The following is a 20700-nucleotide window of genomic DNA, read 5'->3' as shown; positions in this document are numbered from 1 at the left end:
TGAGTGAGGTGAATCAAATGAAATCCAATTCAAATACGATTTTCGCAGAGGCCACGCAGCGTTTTTCCGGTCTTTTCAAGGCCACTGCAAAAGCTTTCGAACGAGACGCTTTGCGAATGTCAAAGCAGATTCACAGGGCTTCACCGAGGTTCTCTCATAAGCACTCCAATGGAAAATAGGCGTGCTCATGTAGCGACATTCTTCGCCGATTATGCGTCGGCATTTGCTTATGCCCACGGCACCACGCTCATCCACCGCTGACTTTCCAGTGTTTGACATCATCGGCGAACACCATTTGCCGCATTTCATGAGCAATCCCATAGGACAGGGATTCGTGCGCGGCAATCACTTTTTCTTCTGCTGAAAGACAATGAAAAATATCAAGTTTGGTCTCTGCATCAGCTGTTTCGAGCGCAAAGATTTGCACATAACGCGCCAGGTCATTGTCGAGACTGGACAGATATTCTCTCAAGCGTTGATGGTCGACCGATTTCTGGCTGAAGTACCAGTTCATCGGATGAATCAAAAATCTGGCATGAGGGGAGGTGATTCTGCGACCAGCTGCCAGAAACATGATGATCCCCATCGATTCGATGTTGCCGGCATTGATGGCGCAGAGCGGTACGGGTAATGACTTCAGGAACGTGTAGAGCGTGAAGCCGAAGTTGGTGCTACCTCCACAGGTGGACAGATTCAGTAGCAGTGACGTGGCGCCTTGGTCGATGGCCTCAAGGCAGCAATCCCTGAAGCGCTCAGTCGTTGACTGATCGATCTGGCAATGAAAATGAACGATGTGTTCTGTCATCGACTGACCTCCTGAACTGGATGCGTGGAGGGCTCCTGCGAGTCTTCCATTCTATTGAAAATCGACGATTCGATCTAAAAAAAGAAGCGGTTGGTGCTCTTTAAACCGGCAGGCCGCCAGTCGGATGTGCGTGTTTTCGATGGAACCAAATCTCAAAATCCACTCATCCGCAAGTTGGATGTTTCGTTCAAACTTTCGATTTTCTACACCCTCCGAATTATACGGGCCAATGCTCGTGCTAACGATGTAGAGGTGATTGAAATGGCTAATACAGAAAATAAAAACCCGGGTAATTTTGCGAATGACCGGGACAAGGCTTCTGAAGCAGGCAAAAAAGGTGGAGAAGCCTCTGGCGGGAATTTCGCCAACGATCCACAACGAGCGTCTGAGGCGGGCCAGAAAGGTGGCCAGGCATCCGGCGGACAACCATCCCGCGATACTGATCGCATGTCCGGAGGCGGGCAGGGTACGGGTCGTGGAGGCGAATTTGCCGATGACAATGAAGGCGCCTCCAAGCCAGGCCAAAAAGGTGGTCAGGGCTCAGGAGGACGGCAATCCAAGGATACCGATCAAATGACCAGCGGTGGCCAGGGAAGTGGGCGCGGTAGCAATGTTACCGATGACCGTGACAAGTCCGAAGATATGAGCCGCAAGGGTGGTGAACAAGGTGGCGGTGGAGGACGCAAAGCCTGATGCGGTGTGTTCATCAAGCCCCGAGTTCGTTTCGGGGCTTGGTTCAAGAGCATTCGCTGATCAGGAATAAGGTTGAAGGGAGTATTCAACCGAGTGATACATCGTAAGCAGTGTCAAACCCAATATCGACTCATCGCACCATGCCGGCCCTGAACGGGATCCTGCTCTGGAAACTGCAGTTTTTGAATGCTTGCCAATTGCTCTGAAGTCGGTGCTTCGCGACAGATGTCCGCGTGCTGGCCCGGGGGGTAGGCGCCGACAACAAGAAAGTCACCGCTGGATGCGACATTGCAGTGACCGGTACCGGCAGGCAAGAGCAACACATCCCCACCGCTGACCTCCAATATCCGACCACCCGGCCCGCCAAGCATCAAACGAGCGTAGCCAGCGGCGACGCCGAGCACTTCATGACCTTCGGTGTGATAGTGGTGATAGTCATAAGCGCCGTAGCGCCATTGCGGCGGCCAGCCATTGTCGTTGAAGGTTTTCTCGAACAAGGCTGCCGGGTCGCTCCCTTGAATGGCAATCGCCTTGATGTAAATGAGTACAGGAAGGCGAGGGTTGTTAGGTACCCAATCGTTTGGTTCGAGGAGCAGCACTTGCACGGGAGCATCGACAACCTGTGACCTGACCATAAGAAGTCCTCCGCGTTCGAGTATGTGTCTTGAAGACAACTTTTAAAGCATCATCCATTAAGGACATTTGAGGCTCTTGAGATGTTCAAGAAACCTGCCTTTAAAAAAGCAGGAAGAGATCTCAGGCTTGCACATGAAATCTCGACCTTTCGCTTGATTAATCTCCTGAGCGATAAGGACTACAGATCTGCTGGCAAAGGCGTCTTACTGCCATTTGGAGTCAGGATAACTTTCCTGCAGTCATCCTCCTTCTTGTCGAACATCTTGTAGCCCTCTGCGGCTTGTTCCAGAGACATTCGATGGCTGATGATCACCTCGGGAGAAAGGCGACCAGCCTCGATATGTTCGAGCAGCTCTGGAAGATAGCGTTGAACATGGGTCTGCCCCATTTTAAACGTCAGGCCTTTATCGAATGCATCGCCAAACATGAAGCCGTGTATGAAGCCGGAGTAAACACCTGGCACACTCACGACACCACCGCGTCTTACCGCAGCAATGCATTGTCGCAAGGCTTTACCGCTACTGCCTTCAAGCTTGAGCGTGGCAAGTACGGTCTCTGTGGTACTGCCTTTGGCTTCAAAGCCCACCGCATCCACTACACCGTCAACACCACGCATACCTTTGGTTTGGCGAATGATGGTGTCGGCGGGATCATCATCTTCATCAAAATTAATCGGGATTACGCCGTAGGTTTTCTGTGCGTAAGCCAGGCGGTAGGGATGGTGATCGACCATGAATATTTGATCGGCACCGAGCATCCTTGCACACGCGGCGCTTAACAAACCAACAGGCCCGGCACCGTAGATCGCGATGCTTGAGCCCTTTCCAATGCCAGTGTTTGTCACGGCTTGAAAGGCGGTCGGCAAGATGTCCGAGAGAAATAGAACCTTCTCGTCAGAGAGTGTCCCCGGGACCTTGAATGGCCCGGTGTTGGCTTTCGGTACCCTTACATATTCTGCCTGGCCCCCAGGTACGCCACCGTACATATGGCTAAAACCGAAGAGAGCAGCGCCTGACGGAATAGACTTTTTATTCAGGATCGCACCACGACCTGTATTGGTCGTTTCGCACGCGGCAAACAAATCCATCTCACAAAAAAAACAGCTCCCGCAGGCGATAACGAAAGGTATCACTACACGGTCACCCGGCTGAACGGCGGTGACGGCAGAGCCTGCTTCCTCCACGATGCCCATGAATTCATGGCCGAAGATATCGCCGTGCTCAACGGTCGGAATTTTCCCGCGATACAGATGGAGGTCAGAACCACAAATCGCGGTGGCCGTGACGCGAAGAATGATGTCGTCGTTATCCTGAATCACTGGGTCGGGGACAGTATCGACTTTTACGCTATGGGCGCCGTGGTAGGTAAGTGCTCTCATGACATCCTGCCTCTCTCATTTGTTGGGTAATAAGAGGGAGAGGAGCGATGACGGATGGAAGTTCAGAGATATAGGGGCGAGATGTGACTGGCGGTATTGAAGCGGCCGTTGGTCTTTTGGCCCGGCCTTGTCTGTTTCATGACTCGAGCCTCTTTCGATGCGCTCGCTCCTTCGGGCTTCAGCCAGGGCATTGTGAAGAGGCGCCCAACCACGGCTGGGCGCCATTCGAATCAACCAGTGTGGTGACTCTTGGCAAGGCCATAGACGGATGTGTCGATGCCTTCGAAGCGCGCTTTTAACTGCAGCGCCAGATACAGCGAATAATGCCGTGACTGATGCAGGTTGCCACCGTGGAACCAGAGGTTTTCCTGCTGCGTTGGCTTCCACATATTGCGCAGTTCGCCCTCGTACGGGCCAGGATCATTGGTGGTTCCGGAACCCAGGCCCCAGCAGCGGCCGACCTTGTCAGCGACTTCCTGGGAAATCAGTTTCGCCGCCCAACCATTCATCGAGCCATAGCCAGTGGCGTAGACGATCAGATCTGCCGGTAGTCGGCTGCCATCGTTGAGTACGACGGCATCTGCTTCGATGCGTTCGACACCCAATCCCGGCGCACTCTTGAGCTTGATCGTGCCGTTGGCGATCAGCTCGCAGGCGCCGACGTCGATGTAATAACCAGAACCACGGCGTACATATTTCATGAAGAGGCCAGACTCGTCGTCACCGAAATCGAGCATGAAGCCTGCCTTGGACAAGCCCTCGTAGAAGTCCTTGTCACGCTCCTTGATCGCATCAAAGATAGGTTTATGAAAGCTTGGCATCACCTTGTAGGGAATCGAGGCGAACAGCATGTCGGCCTTGTCCGTGGTCAAACCCGACTCCAGGGCGTCTTCAGAGTACAGTCCGCCAAAGACCAGATCCATCAAGCTGTCTGAACGCACGATGTGGGTGCTGGAGCGTTGCACCATGGTGACCTCGACACCGTTCTCCACCAGGTCGGCGCAGATATCGTGAGCCGAATTGTTCGCACCGATGACCACCGCGCGCTTACCGCGCCAGGCATCTCCGCCGGGATGGCGGCTGGAGTGATGCTGCTGGCCATTGAAAACCTCGGCACCCGGATAAACGGGAACGTTGGGTACGCCGGACATGCCGGTGGCGAGGATCAACTGGGTAGGCTGTAACGTCACACGCTCGCCATCGCGCTGCACTTCAACCTTCCAGGTGCCGCTTTGCTCGTCAAAGCTGGCGCTCACGCATTCTGTACGCGGCCAATAATTGAGCTCCATGACTTTGGTGTACATTTCCAGCCAGTCGCCAATCTGGTCTTTTGGTGTGAAGACCGGCCAGTGATCTGGGAAGGGCAGGTAAGGCATATGGTCGTACCAGACAGGGTCGTGCAGGCACAGCGATTTGTAGCGACCACGCCATTGATCACCAGGACGCTCGGCCTTGTCGACGATCAGCGTTGGCACGCCCATTCGCTTGAGCCGAGCAGCGAGCCCCAGCCCACCCTGGCCGCCACCCACGATCAGGCAGTAAGGTTGGGTGGTGATGCCTAGCGCACCTTCTTCATCGCGACGACGCTCCAGCCAGTTGCGTTTGTCGGCGTGGGCGTGACCGTGACTGGCACCCATTGGACGACGGCGGCCGCTGGGTTCTTCAAAGCCTTTGAGCTCGCGCATGGTCGTCAACAGCGTCCAGCACAGACCGTCCTTTAGGCGCACGTAGCCTTTACCTCGCGCCGCTTCGGTTTCCAGGCTGATCCAACCTTCGAGCACACCGTCATTCAGCGTCGCTTCACCTTCCAGTGTCCATCGCTCGGGACGAGTCTGGTCGAGGCGTGTTTCAAGCATGTCTCGGATCGCAGGCTTGCCTTCGAGGGTCACCAGGTTCCAGCTGAAAAGTAGCAGGTCACGCCAGTGACATTCGTCGGCAAACAATTCCAGTACGCCGTCGACATCACGTTGGGCGAGACGCTCGCCGAGGTTTTCGACCCAAGCCGCGAGCTGAGCAGTTGGCGTGTGCAGAGGTGTTTCAACAGCGATGTTCATGGGGCATCTCCGATCTTGTTGTTTTTGTACCACTTGCCCCAGAGCAAGGCTCGGGCCACCTTCGCGAAAGCCCCGTTTCAGAGCGGCTGCCGGGGTGTTGCTCAGGCTTGGACTCGCAGATCTGTCACGAATATGGAAAGGGCGGGTGACAGAGTGTCACTCGGTGCAAAAAGCGCTGGTTGCGGTCTTTTCATATAAGCTGCAAACAGACCCGTGTCCTGACCGTAACGGAGAACAAGAATAATGAAGCCGGCCTTGATCAACGCCCATGCACAACAAGTGCTGCAAGCCGTGCAGGGCACTCACGCCACCCATGGCCCTATTGCTGACTTGGCCATCACGCGATCCTGGCGCCGGTGCCTGGATCAGTATCAACTCGATCCTGCCAGTCGCCGCGCACCTAGCGTGGTTGAGCATCCACGCTTGCAGGATCACCGCGCGCCACTGGAACACATCATCGCTGTGGCGCACTGGCAGATGAGCAACTTGCACCAACAGCTCGGACGTGATGGCCACGTGGTGCTACTGACCGATGCTCGCGGTGTGGCAATCGACAGTGTGTTTAACGAATCCGAACGGACCGAAGTTCAGCGCTCCGGGCTATGGCTCGGCTCGGTGTGGAGTGAAGATTGCGAAGGCACTAACGGTGTCGGCACCTGCCTGGTCGAGCGAAAGCACGTCACCATCCGTCGTGACGAGCATTTCCGTGGCAAACACGTCGGTCTGACCTGTTCGGCGAGCCCGATATTCGATGCGAGTGGAGAGTTGCTGGCCGTGCTCAATCTCTCTTCCGTAAGAGATGACCACAGCCTTCAGCAACACTTCCAGGCCATGGCGTTGACTAACCTGTCGGCCAAGTTGATCGAGAGCTGTTTTTTCCTGGGGCATGATCCGCAGCGATATTTGCTGCGCTTGCACCCTGAGGCAGGCTTCGTGGGAATGCTGGGTGAAGGTCTGCTCAGTTTTGACGAGAGTGCCCGTATTTGCTCAGTCAACAATGCTGCGCTGGACCTGTTGGGCCTCAGCCGTGATCAAGTGATCGGCCAGTCTCTGACAAGGCTGCTGGAAACACCTATTGAGCAGTTGATGAGCCAGGCCAGCGCTCAGCCGAGTGTCTGTTGGCCAGTGCGGCTGGTGGACGGACGCCAGTTCTACGGGCAATTGCGAGAACCCGTGCACCATGCGCCCTTGGTCATTCCCGCGACCGAAAAAATCAACGACGTGCACGTGTGCCTGGAAGATCCGCGCCTGCAACGCGGCTTTGCTCGCGCATTACGTGTGTTGGAGCGTGACGTCCCGGTGTTTTTGCAGGGCGAAACCGGCACCGGCAAAGAGGCTTTTGCTGCGGCGCTGCACCGCGCCAGCTCGCGAGCGAACCAGCCGTTTGTGGCGATCAACTGCGCAGCGATTCCAGAAACGCTGATCGAAAGCGAGCTGTTCGGCTATCGCGGCGGCAGCTTCACCGGTGCGCGTAAAGACGGGATGATCGGTAAGCTGGAACAGGCCCACGGCGGCATATTATTTCTTGATGAAATCGCCGATATGCCACTGGCTCTACAGACTCGCTTGCTTCGCGTGCTGGAGGAACGTCAGGTGGTGCCCTTGGGTGGCTCGACGGCACGTCCGCTGGATGTTCGCCTCATCAGTGCCAGCCACCAGGATCTGCACGCCTGCGTGGCCGAAGGGCGCTTGCGCGAGGATCTTTTCTACCGCGTTGCCGGGTTCGCCGTGCACCTTCCACCGCTGCGTGAACGTTCAGACAAGGGGCTTTTGCTCGACCTGTTACTGCGCGAGGAGGGGGCAGGGGGCAAGATTCGGCTAGAACCGGGTGTCAGAGAACGCCTGTTGACGCAGCCTTGGCCGGGCAACGTCCGTCAGTTGCGTACATGCCTGCGCACGCTGGCGGCGTTGGCGTTTGAGGGGCGCGTCACCCTGGACGATTTGGCAGAGCTGTTGCCGGCAACGCCAGCATCAGTTGCGCCAGCCGAAAATCCGCTGGGCGTGTCCGAGCGGCAGACACTGCTTACATTGATTGAGGCGGAACATTGGCATATCGCTCATGTTGCCGCTCGCCTGGGGATCAGCCGCAATACGCTCTATCGCAAATTGCGTCATCACGGTATTTCACGACCTGGTTGAATGCCCGATGACAATATCGCCATCGTCTGTAGCGCGATGTTCAGACAGGCCAGCCTCGGAGCCGGATCGACGGCGCGCTCAGGCATTGCAAAGGGGCGGTTGAGCGTGCCGTTGAAGTCGGACGAATCAGCGATTCATCACAACATTGTGCCGCTAGTTTAGGCAGAGCTTTTTCCTAGTCTTTGTTGCCGACCTTGTTCTGAACGACTTCCTTGCTCGCCGCATTCAACTGCGGGGGTTCGAGCTTGACGACAAGTCTGTGCAGTGTACCGGTGAACGCAAACGGCACTTGGTAATCCTTGTCATCCACGGGGGTACCGGTATCGGAGCCGACATCGAAGCTTTCATCGACACCGAAGACGAATGGGACGCTGTGGGGGATCGTATGACTAGCCAGTTGCTTGCCATCCACTGACAGTACGCCGGTGCCGCCTTTGCCGAATCCCGGCCCGGCATATTTGAAATCAAAGCTGATGCTGTGCTTTCCGGGAGTGAGCGCCTCGGTCCCTTCCCAGCGGAATCGCGCAACGCCTTCAAGGTTATAGTTGAAAATCGGCTTGCCTTTCAGCAGGTAAAGGGCGTAACCACCGAAGCGGCCACCGTCGGTCACCAGCACACCGTCGCCGCCATTTTCCGGGACAGTAATGTCAGCCGTAATGACGTAGGACTTGTTCAAGATGCTGGGTTCGTTGCCGGGAAGAATGCCGCTCACTGGCGACAGATAATCGAATTCGGTCCGCCCGGCCACGATGCTCGGCCTCTGCGCAAGGAGGCGCGCCGAACCAGAAGCGTCGAGCGGCAACACTTGGTACTTGTTTGCTTCCACCCAGAACAAGTCTTGCAGCTCCTTGAGTTTTTCAGGGTTGGTGGCTGCAACATCGTCGTTTTGTGTCCAGTCCTTGGTGATGTCGTACAGTTCCCATTTGACGCCATTGACGATGTCCTTGGGTGGCTGGGCGGTGAGGTCCCAAGGTGCGCGGAAGGGCGTCGTTGAAGCCATCCAGCCCTCGTGATAAAGCGCACGCAAACCAAACATCTCGAAATACTGGGTGATGCGTGTAGAAGGCTTTTCGGCACTCTGTTTGTCGAAGAGGTAAGCCATGCTCGTGCCTTCGATAGGTTTTTGCGCAATGCCGTCAACTTGCAGTGGCGCATCAATGCCTGTGGCTTCCAGGATCGTCGGTTCGATGTCAATGACGTGGTGGAACTGGTTACGGATCCCGCCGGCATCCTTGATCCGGTTAGGCCAGGAGATGGCCATGCCTTGGCGGGTGCCGCCAAAATGCGATGCAATTTGCTTGGTCCATCTGAAGGGGGTATCCATGGCCCAGGTCCAGCCCACGGCCATGTGCGGATACGTCTGGTCCGACCCCCAGGCGTCTAGATACTTCAACTGCTCGGCAACCGGTACGTCGATTCCGTTAAAGGTGGTCATTTCGTTTGGCGTGCCGTTAGGGGTGCCTTCTGCACTGCCGCCGTTGTCGCCACTGATGTAGATAATCAGCGTGTTATCGAGTTTGCCCATGTCATCAATTGCCTGGATTACCCGGCCGATTTCGTTATCGGTGTACGCCAGATAGGCTGCATAGACTTCCATCTGGTGGGCATACAATTTTTTCTCGTCCGCCGACAGCTCATCCCATTTCTTCAGGGAGTCAGGCCACTGCGTGAGTTGGGCTTGCGACGGGATCACGCCAAGGCGCTTCTGATTGGCGAAAATCTGGTCGCGCGCGGCATTCCAACCCATATCAAATTTGCCCTTGAATTTGTCAATCCATTCGGGGGGCGGATGATGTGGCGCGTGAGTACCGCCGGGGGCGTAATAAAGAAAGAAAGGCTTCTTCGGATCGAGCGCGTTCAACTCATGGACGTAGCTGACCGCGTCATCCGCCATCGCGGTGATGAGGTTCCACCCCGGTTTGCCGACGTAAGGATGGATCGGCGTGGTATTGCGAACCAGATTGCCCGGCTGCCATTGGTTGGTTTCTCCACCCATGAAACCGTAAAAATAATCAAAGCCCATCCCAATCGGCCATTGATCAAACGGACCGGCCTGACTGGCCTGAAATGACGGCGTGTTGTGGTTTTTGCCAAACCACGACGTTGCATAGCCATTGTCCTTGAGGATTCTACCAATGGTCACCTTGTCCTTGGTGATGACGCTGTTGTAGCCGGGATATCCGGTTGAAGTTTCCGTGATCATGCCGAAGCCGACGGAATGGTGATTGCGCCCGGTAATCAAGGCCGCGCGTGTCGGTGAGCACAACGCCGTCGAATTGAATTGCGTGAAGCGTAATCCGGCTGCCGCGACGCGATCCAGGGCGGGCGTAGGGATGAGGCCGCCGAATGTACTGGGCGCGCCAAAACCGACATCGTCGGTGATGATCAACACCACATTGGGCGCGTCTTTGGGCGGGACGACGGTCGGCGTCCAGTAGGGCGTGGAGTTCGCGGCGTCGAGGTTGATAACGCCGCCGAATGCCGCTGGAGGGTTAGGGAGGTATCGCCCATCGATGGTCGTGGTCGCGCTGGGAGAGCCGGGCGTGCCATTGACTTCTTGTGTCGCTGCATTGGCACAAGAGAACGCAAGCAAGGTAACGGCCAGTCCAGAACAGACTCGCTGGCTCAGCCATAAAGGTTTATTCCAGTGTGCAATGGCCATGGCCAGCTCCTGTAAACCCCCGATCCCCAAACTCGGAGTGTAGAACCGTTTTTTTCTCGCGCCAGTCCATCTCAACGTTGATCCGAATGGCCGTTGACTTTGGAGGAGTGCTGTCTATACCTGATCTTGATATCAGGCAGGTTCAGATTGGCCGCAGACTGAATGCAAGAGGGGCGCAAATGCTTATCAGGAAACCGCATTTTGCTATCGCCATCGTCTGCGCCGGGATCGTGTCGATTTGCCTGGCGTTTGCGGTATCTCAGCATATTCGCGGGCCTAAGCCTTTGACGCTGGGTGATGGGAAAAATGGGCCCCTGGAAATGGTCTGGCTTCCTGCCGGCGAGTTTTTGATGGGGAGCAATCATAAGCAGGCTCGTCCCAATGAGGGGCCGGCGCACAAGGTCCGACTTGAAGGTTATTGGATCGATCGTTACGACGTCACCAACGCCGATTTCGCCCGTTTCATTTCTGAAACGCATTACGTCACCACCGCCGAACGCACACCCAAATGGGAAGATCTCAAAGTCCAGCTGCCGCCGGGGACGCCTGAGCCGAATAACAGCGACCTGGTGGCTGGTGCAATGGTTTTTGTCGGCACAGACAGACCAATCCCGCTCAATGACTTCAGCCAGTGGTGGGCGTTTGTCCCAGGGGCTGACTGGCGTCACCCGCTGGGCCCGAACAGTTCCATCGAGGGCAAGGAAGCCCATCCGGTCGTGCAAGTTTCACATGAAGATGCAGAGGCTTACGCAAAGTGGGCGCATAAACGTTTGCTGACCGAGGCTGAATGGGAATACGCCGCAAGAGGCGGGCTGGAACAAGCGGACTACGCATGGGGGAATGATTTCACGCCCGGCGGCCAAAAAATGGCCAACACCTGGGACGAGGTACAACCGTTTCCAGTGACCGGGGCCAGCAATAAATTCAAGATTGGCACCAAACCGGTTGGAAGTTACCAACCTAACGCTTACGGGCTTTACGACATGTCCGGGAACGTTTGGCAGCGGGTCGCAGATTGGTATCGTGCCGACGCGTTCAGAGTCGGGCTGACGCGTCAGTCTGCCGGTGACATCGTCGTGAACCCAACGGGCCCCTCTGATAGCTATGACCCCGAACTTGGGGTGACGGCCAATGCGCCGCAGCGGGTCATCCGAGGCGGATCTTTTCTTTGCAGCGACAGCTACTGCACAAGTTTTCGAACCAGTGCCAGGCAGGGCGCAGACCCTATGAATTCCATGTCGCATCTTGGCTTTCGCACTGCGATGAGTAATGACCAATGGGAAAAGAACCGCTGACCCCAATTCTGACACTTGCGGATGGTAAATCCTGAGCAATCAGGGTGGGCAGGTTTTCGGCGAGATGATCTGTTACCTGGCTACCATTTTTCACCCATTTGGGGCGCGCTGAGCCATTTCGTAGCACACGGCGAGTCGCACGCTGATCAAAGACTCATCGGTTCCTGAGTCGAAACTCCTTTCCAATGAAGACCTTGAAGCCGTGCTAAGTAAAGTGGCACGGTTTCTGCTTTTTTGAATCCATGGATAATTGGATACAAAACTGCAAAAGGTGACTTTATGCAATTCGCTCCCACCTACGTTGAGCGTCAGCCACTGACCGCCGAGGAAGAGGCTTACAACTTTCTGCTGGAAGCGATCTGTGGCGGTCGTTACCGCAAGGGCGATCGGCTGATCGCGGAGGACATCGCCAGCGAAATCGGCATGAGCCGGATGCCGGTGCGCGAAGCCTTTCGCCGTCTCGATGCGCAAGGCCTGGTCACCCTGAGACCCAACCGTGGCGCCATCGTCAGCGGCCTGAATCTCGACGAATTGCACGAAGTATTCGAGATGCGCAGTGCCCTTGAAGGCCTGGCCATCCGCGTGGCCGTGACCAGGATCGGTGAGCGTCAGCTGGCGGCTCTGGAACGCATGCTGGACGAGATGGATGACTACCGCGACGAGAGCGCCGAGTGGGTCCGACTTCATCGTGCCTTCCATGAACACCTGTGCAGCCTCAGCGGCCGCCCTCGGCTGCTGAAGCAGATCTCGGCGCTGTATTCGTTGATCGAGGCGCCAATGCGCCTGTGGCTGCAACACAGCGAAAAACCCTTGAGCGCTCGCCAGGAGCACGCAGTGATCCTCGACGCCATCCGCTCAGGCGATGCCGAGCGGGCCGAGGCGGTGGTGCGCGAGCACATCGAGGGCACGGTGCCGGCGCTGATCCAGTTTCTGCAATCGGAAAAATAGAATCGGGCATCAACCCGACAGTGTGTTTTGACTTTGAGTGCTGCCCCGTTCCCCAACAAATGGAGTATCTCGTCATGCATAAACGCCAAATGTTACTCGCCGCTATCTCCCTCGGACTCTGTACACAGTGGGCGGTTGCTACGCCACAAGTGCCGGAGCGACTGCAAAAGGCTGACAAACTCACGTATTGCTCGGGCATGGATTCGCCACCCCTGGTGTCTTTCGATGAGGCGCAAAAACCCAGGGGCCTGACGGTCGACCTGGGGCTGGAAATCGCCAAACGGTTGGGAGACAAACCGGTGCAATGGCGGGTCATTCCATTCTCCGGGTTGCTGCCGGCATTGCTCGCCCAGCAGTGCGACATGATCGTGGATCAGCTGTTCGACAAGCCCGAGCGCCGGGAAGTGATCGACATCGTCAACTACATGTATTCCAGCCAGTCAGTGGTCGTTCCCAAAGGCAATCCCAAGGGCATCAAAACCCTGGATGGACTGTCCGGGCACAAGGTGGCCGTGCTCAATGGCTCGACGATCAAAACCTTGCTGGACGCCGAGAACGAAAAACTGACCAAGGCTGGCAAGCCCCCAATGAAACTGGTGGTCTACAACAGTGACACCGACGCCTTTCAGGCGCTGCGCATCAGTCAGGTGGACGCCTACGGTACTACCGTGGAAACCGCCGGTTACTACGCTGCCATGGCGCCCGATCTGTTCGAGGAAGGGGTGCCGGCCTTCAGCCGGATACTCACCGGTTTGGGCGTTCGCAAGGATGATCCGCAGCTCACCGCAGCGGTACAACAGATCATCAGTGACATGCGCAGCGACGGCAGTTACGTGCAGTTGCTGAGCAAATGGCATGTTCCCAGCGACACACTCGACTGAGGCGAACACTCGATGAATTTCAATTGGGATGTGTTCTGGCAATACCTGTTGCAGCCCAGCGGGGTGTACCTCACCGGACTTTGGCTGACTTGCCTGATCAGTGTGCTGGCAATGGCGTTGGGCTGTGTGCTGGGGCTGGCGGCGGCGCTGATGCGCCTGTCGCGCAATCCGTTGCTCAACCTGCCTGTGCGGTTTTATGTGTGGCTGATGCGCGGCACGCCGCTATTGGTGCAGATCGTTTTTCTCTACACCGCATTGGCCGCGGGCGGCATCTTCCGTTTCGAAGACGTGACGCTGTTGGGTTTGGTGGTGCCGGGCAACATCCAGGCAGCGATCATCGCCTTGGGCCTGAACGAGGGCGCCTACATGGCCGAGATCATTCGTGCCGGAATCGGCGCCGTGGACAAGGGGCAGTACGAAGCGGGGCGGTCGCTGGGCATGACCTTCGCCAAACTGATGCGGCGGATCGTTCTGCCGCAGGCATTCCGGGTCATCGTTCCGCCGTTGGGCAACGAATTCAACGTGATGCTCAAGAACACGACACTGGTCAGCGTGATTGGCGTGCAGGAGTTACTGCTGAGCACGCAAATGGTCACGTCGGCGACCTTCCGGGTATTCGAACTGTACCTGGTGGTGGCGATTTATTTCCTGCTGCTGACCACCCTCTGGGGCTTCTTCCAGCGTTGGCTGGAAGCGCGTTTCGGACAGTCCGATCGACCCGCACCGCCAGCGGCTGGTAGTCGCATGTTTGGCCGCGGCACGTTGAAATTGCTGAGGGGGCGTTAAGCATGGCGCACAAAAGTGAAGAACTGATCATCGAGGCGCTGGACATTCATAAGTCCTTCGGCGACCTGGAGATTCTCAAGGGCATTTCCTTGCAGGTGCGGCGCGGTGAAGTCGTGGTGTTGATCGGTGCCTCGGGTTCAGGCAAGACCACCTTCATTCGCTGCATCAATCTGCTGGAGGACATTCAGGGCGGGCGCATTCGCGTCAACGGCCGAGCCATGGGGTATCGCGAACGGGCCGACGGCAGCCTGGTGCGTGACTCCGAACGCAACATTGCTCGCCAGCGTCGGGACATCGGGATGGTCTTTCAACGATTCAATCTGTTCCCCCACATGACCGCGTTGGAAAACATCATTGAGGCACCGATCCAGGTGCTCGGCGTACCACGCGCTGAAGCGTTGGAACAGGCTCGCGCCTTGCTCGCGCGGGTCGGACTGGCGGACAAGGCCATGCATTACCCCTCGATGTTGTCCGGTGGGCAGCAGCAACGCGTGGCAATCGCCCGGGCGCTGGCGATGAAACCTCAAGCCATGCTGTTCGACGAGCCCACGAGTGCCCTCGATCCGGAAACCGTCGGCGAGGTGCTGCAGGTGATGAAGCAGTTGGCCGATGACGGCATGACGATGGTGGTGGTCACCCATGAAATGGGGTTTGCCCGAGAAGTCGCCGACCGCGTGGTGGTGCTCGACCAGGGCGAATTGATCGAGCAGGGACCGCCGGAGCAGATCTTCAGTCGACCGACACACCCGCGAACCCAGGCCTTTCTCAGCCGCGTGCTGTGACCTTCTCATTCGGGTTTTTCACCCGGCATGGAACCGGACACCTGCGGCCAACGAATCCTTGTTTGGAAGAGCTTTTGCCATGTTGAAATTTTCCGCCCACGAATATCCCTATCCCTCGCAACGTCAGAGTGTGTTTGCCCGGCGTGGCATGGTCGCGGCTTCACAGCCTCTGGCCGCCGAAGCCGGTATCGAAATCATGCGCAAGGGCGGTAACGCCATTGATGCCGCAATCGCCACGGCGGCAGCGCTGACTGTGGTTGAGCCTACCGGCTGCGGCTTGGGCGGCGATGCCTTTGCGCTGGTCTGGAGCAAAGGTCAATTGCATGGGTTGAACGGTAACGGACAGGCGCCGGCAGCGCTGACGATCGATGCAGTCAAGGCGGGCGGTCACGAGCAGATGCCGCTTTATGGCTGGACGCCGGTCACGGTACCCGGTTGCCCTTCGGCCTGGGCTGAATTGTCCAAACGGTTCGGTAAGCTGCCCTTTGCCGACTTGCTGCAGCCCGCCATCAGTCTGGCCAGGGATGGTTTTCCACTGTCTCCGGTGGTCGCTCGACAATGGCAGACGGCTCTGGAGGAATTCAGCCCCCATCGAGACCCGGTGCTCGACGCCTGGTTCGACACGTTCCTGATCGATGGCCGTGCACCCAAGGCCGGTGAAATATTTCGCAACCCCGCGCAAGCCCGAACGCTGCAAGAGCTGGCTGACACTGCGTGTGAAAGCCTCTATCGAGGCGCATTGGCTCAGCGGCTGGATGCCCATTCCCGCGCCACCGGAGGTTACCTGCGCGCCAGTGACCTGCAAGACTATCGCGCCCAATGGGTGGACCCGATCAGCATCAACTATCGCGGCTACGATGTGTGGGAAATCCCCCCGAGCGGGCAAGGATTGGTCGCCCTGATGACCCTGAAAATCCTTGAGGGCTTTGACTTCGATCACCGCGACAGCCAGCAGACCTGGCATCGTCAACTGGAAGCCATGAAGCTGGCCTACAGCGACGGCCTGCACTACATCACCGATCCACTGCACATGCGCGTGGCGGTGGCTGATCTGCTCAGCGATGCCTATAGCAGCCATCGTCGCCAACAAATCTCTGATCAGGCGCGTGAACCCAAACCTGGTGATCCCCATGCCAGCGGCACGGTTTACCTGGCCACGGCGGATGCGGAGGGCAACATGGTGTCCTTCATCCAGAGCAACTACCACGGCTTCGGTTCCGGCGTGGTACTGCCAGACAGCGGCATCGCCTTGCAGAACCGCGGACAGGAGTTCAGTCTCGATCCTGACCACGCCAACTGTCTGGCACCGGGCAAAAAAACCTTTCACACCATCATTCCCGGTTTCATCAGCAAAGGTGACGCGCCGGTGGGGCCGTTCGGCGTCATGGGCGGCTACATGCAGCCCCAAGGCCATGTGCAGATGGTCATGAACCTGGTGGATTTTGGTCTCAACCCCCAAGCCGCGCTGGACGCGCCGCGGTGGCAATGGCTTGGAGAAATGAAGGTCGGCATCGAACAGGGAGCATCTCGGGATCTGGCGGCTTCGCTGGCGCGGCGCGGACACCGGATTCAGGTCGATTGCGACCTGATTAATTATGGGCGAGGGCAGATCATCATCCGGGACCCGGAGACTGGTGTGCTGTGCGGCGGTACCGAGCCGAGGGCCGATTCACATATTGCTGTGTGGTAACGAAAGACGACTCGGCCGCTTCTGCACAATCAATATGCTCTGCGTCAGTTCGAGTAACGGATGCAGAGCGTGCCCCTGAGTCTCTGCGAATCTGTTTGGGCGTTCGGCCCGGTTTCATGCATGTCGTAGCGTCGTTGGCGATGCCGGCTGCCGGGCTTCTGTCCTTTCAAATGATTGGCACACGCTGAGGAGATGAAGATGAAAGGTTATCTAGTGATTTTCTTTACCCAGCAGAACCGTCGTTATCAGGGAAAGATGCTGGGCGAATGGATCGTCGACGTGGCTAAAGAGATGGGATTGCGCGGCGCGACCCTCTGCACGGGAATCGAAGGATTCGGGCACACAGGGAAATTGCACTCATCGCACTTTTTTGAGCTGGCGGATCAGCCGACGGAAATTCGAATGGCTATTACCGAGGATGAGTCCGAGAGGTTATTCAAGCGATTGGACGCTGAAGAAATCTCTGTGTTCTACATAAAAACTCCCGTCGAGATGGGCACCGTCGGCAAAAAGGCCAATCCTCCGAATCCTTCCTGACTCCGTGGAGATAAGACGGCCTAAGGGATCAAGTTCATATCGCGCAGTTTGTCGAACACATCGAAAAATGCTTGATCGCTCGCTTGGTAGTCGGTGAAACCCATAGCCCGGCTTTTTGACATATCGGTGACAACTTCGATGGGTCGACCGAGGTCAGCGTCGGTGTGCCACGGGGAGATCAGGCGCCCTATATCGGATTCTTTCAAACCGTGTTCCGCTACGATTTGCGTCCAGGCAACTTGATCGTCAGCCATTTGCTGTTCAAGTGGGGAGAGGGTGGCGGGGTAATCGGCCGGAGGCACGCCGAAATAGTCGGCGATTCTGCTCCACATCCATTTCCAACGAAATATATCGCCGTTGGTCACATTGAATGCCTGATTGGCCGCAGCCGGTGTGGTGGCTGCCCACATTTGTTGTTTCGCCAGCTGACGCGCGTCGGTCATATCGGTGAGGCTGTCCCACTGCACCCTTGATCCTGGAAACACAAAAGGACGACCGGTTTTTTTGCAAATCGATGCATAGACGGCGAGGGTGGTGGCCATGTTCATTGCGTTTCCTACGGCAACCCCGGTAACGGTATGCGGGCGGTGCACGCTCCAAGTGAAGCCGTCCTTTTCAGCGGCGGCGAAGAGTTCGTCTTCTTGGGCGTAGTAGAAATTTTCGATGTCCAGACGACCCTGCTCTTCGCGAAAAGGTGTTTGAGGAAGGCTACCTCTACCATACGCTTCGAACGGGCCGAGGTAGTGTTTGAGGCCGGTGACCAGTGCTACGTGCTCAACACTCTTGGCCGGGCGAATGGCGGCGAGTACGTTGCGTACCATGGCGGCGTTGACGCGAATATTCTCGGCCTCCGTGGCTTGCCTTGACCATGTGGTAATGAATACATGAGTGGGTTTCAAATCCGCCAGCGCATGTTCCAGCGACGCCGGATCCTGAAGATCTGCCGCGATAGGGATCATTCCGGGGGCCTGTGACGGATGCCGCGACAGCGCGGCGACCTGCCACTTGTTGTCGATCAGTAACTGACTGATGGCGCTGCCAACGATGCCGCTGGCGCCCACGACCAATGCTGTCTGAGTCATACGTTTCTCCTGGATGTTGAGTTGGGAGCCCGCATTAGCAGCAGAGGTTCAATCTAAGGCGGATACGCATTGGCGTTCCCTATGTACCTGGCAGATTATTCGCATCGAATAGTCGCTTGGCCAACCACCGCCTTCGAGTCCTGCCTGATGGTGATTGTCGGGTTGGGTACAAAAGGGCCCTTTGAGGGCCCTTGGTTAGTTGGGGAGAAAGAGGAGTACGAACGAGAGTTGGAAAGCAGCGATTGTCTTTGGCGGCCCAGGCAATCTGCGCCGGTGGTTCAGCGCGTTGGGACTATCGATTGAAGCGCTCGACCAACGAATATTGAGTTGCAGCTGTCTTGGTCAACTCCTTGCTTAGTTCTGCTGAGTGATGAGCTTGCTCCGACGTCTGATCCGCCAGCTGGGCGATGGTGGTGATGTTCCGGCTGATTTCCTCGGCGACGGCGGTTTGCTCTTCAGTGGCGGCCGCAATCTGCGTTGTCATATCAGTGATGTTGGCTACGGCTTCACTTATACCTACCAACGCCTTGTCCGCCTCGAGTACCCACGCCACACCTTCTTCGGCTTGACGATGACCTGTTTCCATTGTCTGTACGGCGTTGTTAGAGGAAGTCTGAAGCTTGGTGATCAAGTCATGGATCTGCTTGGTGGACTCAGACGTGCGTTGTGCCAACTGGCGTACCTCGTCGGCCACCACCGCGAACCCTCGACCCATATCGCCAGCGCGCGCGGCCTCGATCGCGGCATTCAGTGCAAGTAGATTGGTTTGATCGGCAATACCTTTGATTACGTCGACCACTGTTCCGATTTCATTGCTGTCCTTGGCCAACTGCGCGACGGTTTCCCCCGTTTCACCCACCACTGCTGAGAGGCGCTGGATCGCTTCGCGGGTATCTCGGGCAATTTCGCGTCCGCGTCCGGTCAGCAGGTTAGCCTCCTGGGTGGCGTCAGCGGTGCGCTGGACGTGGCTCGCAACTTCTTGCGTGGTCGCCGCCATCTGATTGACCGCAGCGGACACTTGCTCGGTCTCGACGCGCTGGCGATCAAGTCCAGTTGAACTCTCGGAGGCCAGTATGTCGGATCTCCCGGCTAGCCCACTGAGTTGCTCTGCGGTGTCTTGCAGGCGTGTAAGGCAGGTTTTCAGGCGCGCGGCCTGGCTCACAAAGGCAGTTTCCAAACGCGCCTGAGGCCCACGCTCATCACTGTACATCTGTGCAATCAACTGATCAGAAGTGGAGGGCTCAGCCATCCGCAACAAACGCATGGTTCCTTGCTTTTGCCAGCGAGAGGTCATCAGTCCGAGCGGAACGGATATACCTACTGTGGCGACAATAGCTATGGATGAATTGAGAGTCAGGCCACTCAAGGTGCCCACCAGGCCCATGACGACGTACGGCAAGCAGTCCAGCAGAGAAGGCAGCCACTTGTCACGAGTGGGAATGGCAGGTTTTCCCTGACTGATGCGCCTGTAGAGGGATTCCGCGCGTCGGATCTGCTCAGCGGTTGGTTTGACCCTGACCGATTCAAAGCCAACCACTTGGCTGCCTTCAAAAATCGGTGTTACGTAAGCGTTGACCCAATAGTGGTCGCCATTCCTGGAGCGGTTTTTGACGATCCCCATCCAAGGGGTGCCTAGCTTTAGAGCGCCCCACATATGGGCAAATACGGCGGATGGGACGTCAGGATGGCGGACGATGTTTTGAGGAGCTCCGATCAGATCAGCTCGGTCGAAACCGCTGATCTCGACAAAGTCATCATTGCAATAAGTAATCACTCCTCGAGCATCTGTTGCTGAGATGAGTTTTTGTTGAGGTGCTAGCGCAATTTCGCGCTGCGTTACTGGTTGATTGTTTCTCATTCCTACTGCTCCTTGTGTCCTGTTAAAAGCCATCGGCAGATGCCAGGAAAAGGTTAGTAGGTGTTTCAAAAAAATCTATTAATAACAATGAGTTGTATTGAGCTTTTTTTGGTTTTGATCGATCCGATTTTGGCCTTTTCTATATTCTTTTTATGTATTAGATAAGCAGCTTTTGGAGTGTCAGAACGCTTTTTTTTGGCCCTTTCGAAGTCCGTAACGAAACGGCGCGCCGTTAGGCAGGCGTCTCCCTTCTCCTGCCAACGTCCTTGTGGACAGCAGTAAAGCCATTCGTGGCGTTAGCCTGGAGTTCGCGATGCAGTGCCAGCGGCTCGGTTTATTGCGGGAGATTTTCGATCTGCTGGACGGTCATCTACATTCGTTGACAATACGAGCATGTGCTCTTAAATTAAATCACATAGGGGCATATGCTCTTATGTTGGATTTTCCAAGGAGCATTAGCTCCAGCTAACCGAG

General features: G+C 56.6%; 15 protein-coding genes and 1 pseudogene. 9 read left to right on the top strand and 7 right to left on the bottom strand.

Going from position 1 to position 20700, the window contains the following annotated elements; translation table 11 throughout:
* Positions 1-247 precede the first annotated feature (247 nt).
* Positions 248-805 carry an ATP-dependent Clp protease proteolytic subunit gene (locus tag K5K95_RS26565; protein ID WP_222586842.1) on the bottom strand — a complete coding sequence of 186 codons (558 nt, stop codon included), beginning with the start codon at positions 803-805 and terminating at the stop codon, positions 248-250.
* A gap of 261 nt (positions 806-1066) precedes the next feature.
* On the opposite strand from K5K95_RS26565, the pseudogene K5K95_RS33280 reads away from it, so the two are divergent.
* Positions 1067-1228: pseudogene (locus tag K5K95_RS33280) on the top strand (general stress protein); the annotation flags it as partial.
* A gap of 383 nt (positions 1229-1611) precedes the next feature.
* On the opposite strand, the gene K5K95_RS26555 reads toward K5K95_RS33280, so the two are convergent.
* The 3 genes from K5K95_RS26555 to K5K95_RS26545 form a co-directional block, all read right to left on the bottom strand.
* Positions 1612-2133, bottom strand: coding sequence for a cupin (locus K5K95_RS26555; protein ID WP_222586841.1), 522 nt, complete (start codon positions 2131-2133; stop codon positions 1612-1614).
* Positions 2134-2312: 179 nt separating this feature from the next.
* Positions 2313-3512, bottom strand: a complete 1200-nt coding sequence (locus K5K95_RS26550) for a zinc-dependent alcohol dehydrogenase (protein WP_222586840.1) — start codon at positions 3510-3512, stop codon at positions 2313-2315.
* A 230-nt stretch (positions 3513-3742) separates the two neighbouring features.
* Positions 3743-5566 carry an NAD(P)/FAD-dependent oxidoreductase gene (locus K5K95_RS26545; RefSeq protein ID WP_222586839.1) on the bottom strand — a complete coding sequence of 608 codons (1824 nt, stop codon included), beginning with the start codon at positions 5564-5566 and terminating at the stop codon, positions 3743-3745.
* Between the two features lie 243 nt (positions 5567-5809).
* Between K5K95_RS26545 and K5K95_RS26540 the strand changes: the two genes are divergently transcribed.
* The gene (locus K5K95_RS26540) at positions 5810-7705 is read left to right on the top strand and encodes a sigma-54-dependent Fis family transcriptional regulator (protein ID WP_222586838.1); all 1896 of its coding nucleotides are present in this window, start codon (positions 5810-5812) and stop codon (positions 7703-7705) included.
* A 175-nt stretch (positions 7706-7880) separates the two neighbouring features.
* Here K5K95_RS26540 and K5K95_RS26535 read toward each other — a convergent pair whose 3' ends face one another.
* Positions 7881-10367, bottom strand: coding sequence for an arylsulfatase (locus K5K95_RS26535; protein WP_222586837.1), 2487 nt, complete (start codon positions 10365-10367; stop codon positions 7881-7883).
* An 86-nt stretch (positions 10368-10453) separates the two neighbouring features.
* On the opposite strand from K5K95_RS26535, the gene K5K95_RS26530 reads away from it, so the two are divergent.
* The 7 genes from K5K95_RS26530 to K5K95_RS26500 all read left to right on the top strand — a co-directional run bounded on the left by K5K95_RS26530 (position 10454) and on the right by K5K95_RS26500 (position 17286).
* A complete protein-coding gene (locus K5K95_RS26530; RefSeq protein ID WP_222586836.1) occupies positions 10454-11662 on the top strand; it encodes a formylglycine-generating enzyme family protein in 1209 nt (402 codons plus the stop codon).
* 279 nt (positions 11663-11941) lie between these two features.
* Positions 11942-12610, top strand: a complete 669-nt coding sequence (locus K5K95_RS26525) for a GntR family transcriptional regulator (RefSeq protein ID WP_222586835.1) — start codon at positions 11942-11944, stop codon at positions 12608-12610.
* A gap of 74 nt (positions 12611-12684) precedes the next feature.
* Positions 12685-13491 carry an ABC transporter substrate-binding protein gene (locus K5K95_RS26520; protein WP_222586834.1) on the top strand — a complete coding sequence of 269 codons (807 nt, stop codon included), beginning with the start codon at positions 12685-12687 and terminating at the stop codon, positions 13489-13491.
* Between the two features lie 12 nt (positions 13492-13503).
* The gene (locus K5K95_RS26515; protein ID WP_222586833.1) at positions 13504-14277 is read left to right on the top strand and encodes an amino acid ABC transporter permease; all 774 of its coding nucleotides are present in this window, start codon (positions 13504-13506) and stop codon (positions 14275-14277) included.
* A gap of 2 nt (positions 14278-14279) precedes the next feature.
* The gene (locus K5K95_RS26510; protein ID WP_056739793.1) at positions 14280-15059 is read left to right on the top strand and encodes an amino acid ABC transporter ATP-binding protein; all 780 of its coding nucleotides are present in this window, start codon (positions 14280-14282) and stop codon (positions 15057-15059) included.
* Positions 15060-15138: 79 nt separating this feature from the next.
* Entirely contained in the window at positions 15139-16749 is a 1611-nt protein-coding gene (locus tag K5K95_RS26505) for a gamma-glutamyltransferase family protein (RefSeq protein ID WP_222586832.1), read from the top strand.
* A 198-nt stretch (positions 16750-16947) separates the two neighbouring features.
* Positions 16948-17286 carry a DUF190 domain-containing protein gene (locus K5K95_RS26500; RefSeq protein WP_222586831.1) on the top strand — a complete coding sequence of 113 codons (339 nt, stop codon included), beginning with the start codon at positions 16948-16950 and terminating at the stop codon, positions 17284-17286.
* 20 nt (positions 17287-17306) lie between these two features.
* On the opposite strand, the gene K5K95_RS26495 is transcribed toward K5K95_RS26500, so the two are convergent.
* Together K5K95_RS26495 and K5K95_RS26490 are read right to left on the bottom strand one after the other, a co-directional pair.
* Entirely contained in the window at positions 17307-18368 is a 1062-nt protein-coding gene (locus K5K95_RS26495; RefSeq protein ID WP_222586830.1) for an SDR family oxidoreductase, read from the bottom strand.
* Between the two features lie 292 nt (positions 18369-18660).
* Positions 18661-20226 carry a methyl-accepting chemotaxis protein gene (locus K5K95_RS26490; RefSeq protein WP_222586829.1) on the bottom strand — a complete coding sequence of 522 codons (1566 nt, stop codon included), beginning with the start codon at positions 20224-20226 and terminating at the stop codon, positions 18661-18663.
* Between the last annotated feature and the right edge of the window lie 474 nt (positions 20227-20700).

It is taken from the genome of Pseudomonas sp. DR48, from assembly GCF_019823085.1.
Classification (GTDB): Bacteria; Pseudomonadota; Gammaproteobacteria; order Pseudomonadales; family Pseudomonadaceae; genus Aquipseudomonas.
This window is presented reverse-complemented; position numbering and strand designations above follow the sequence as displayed.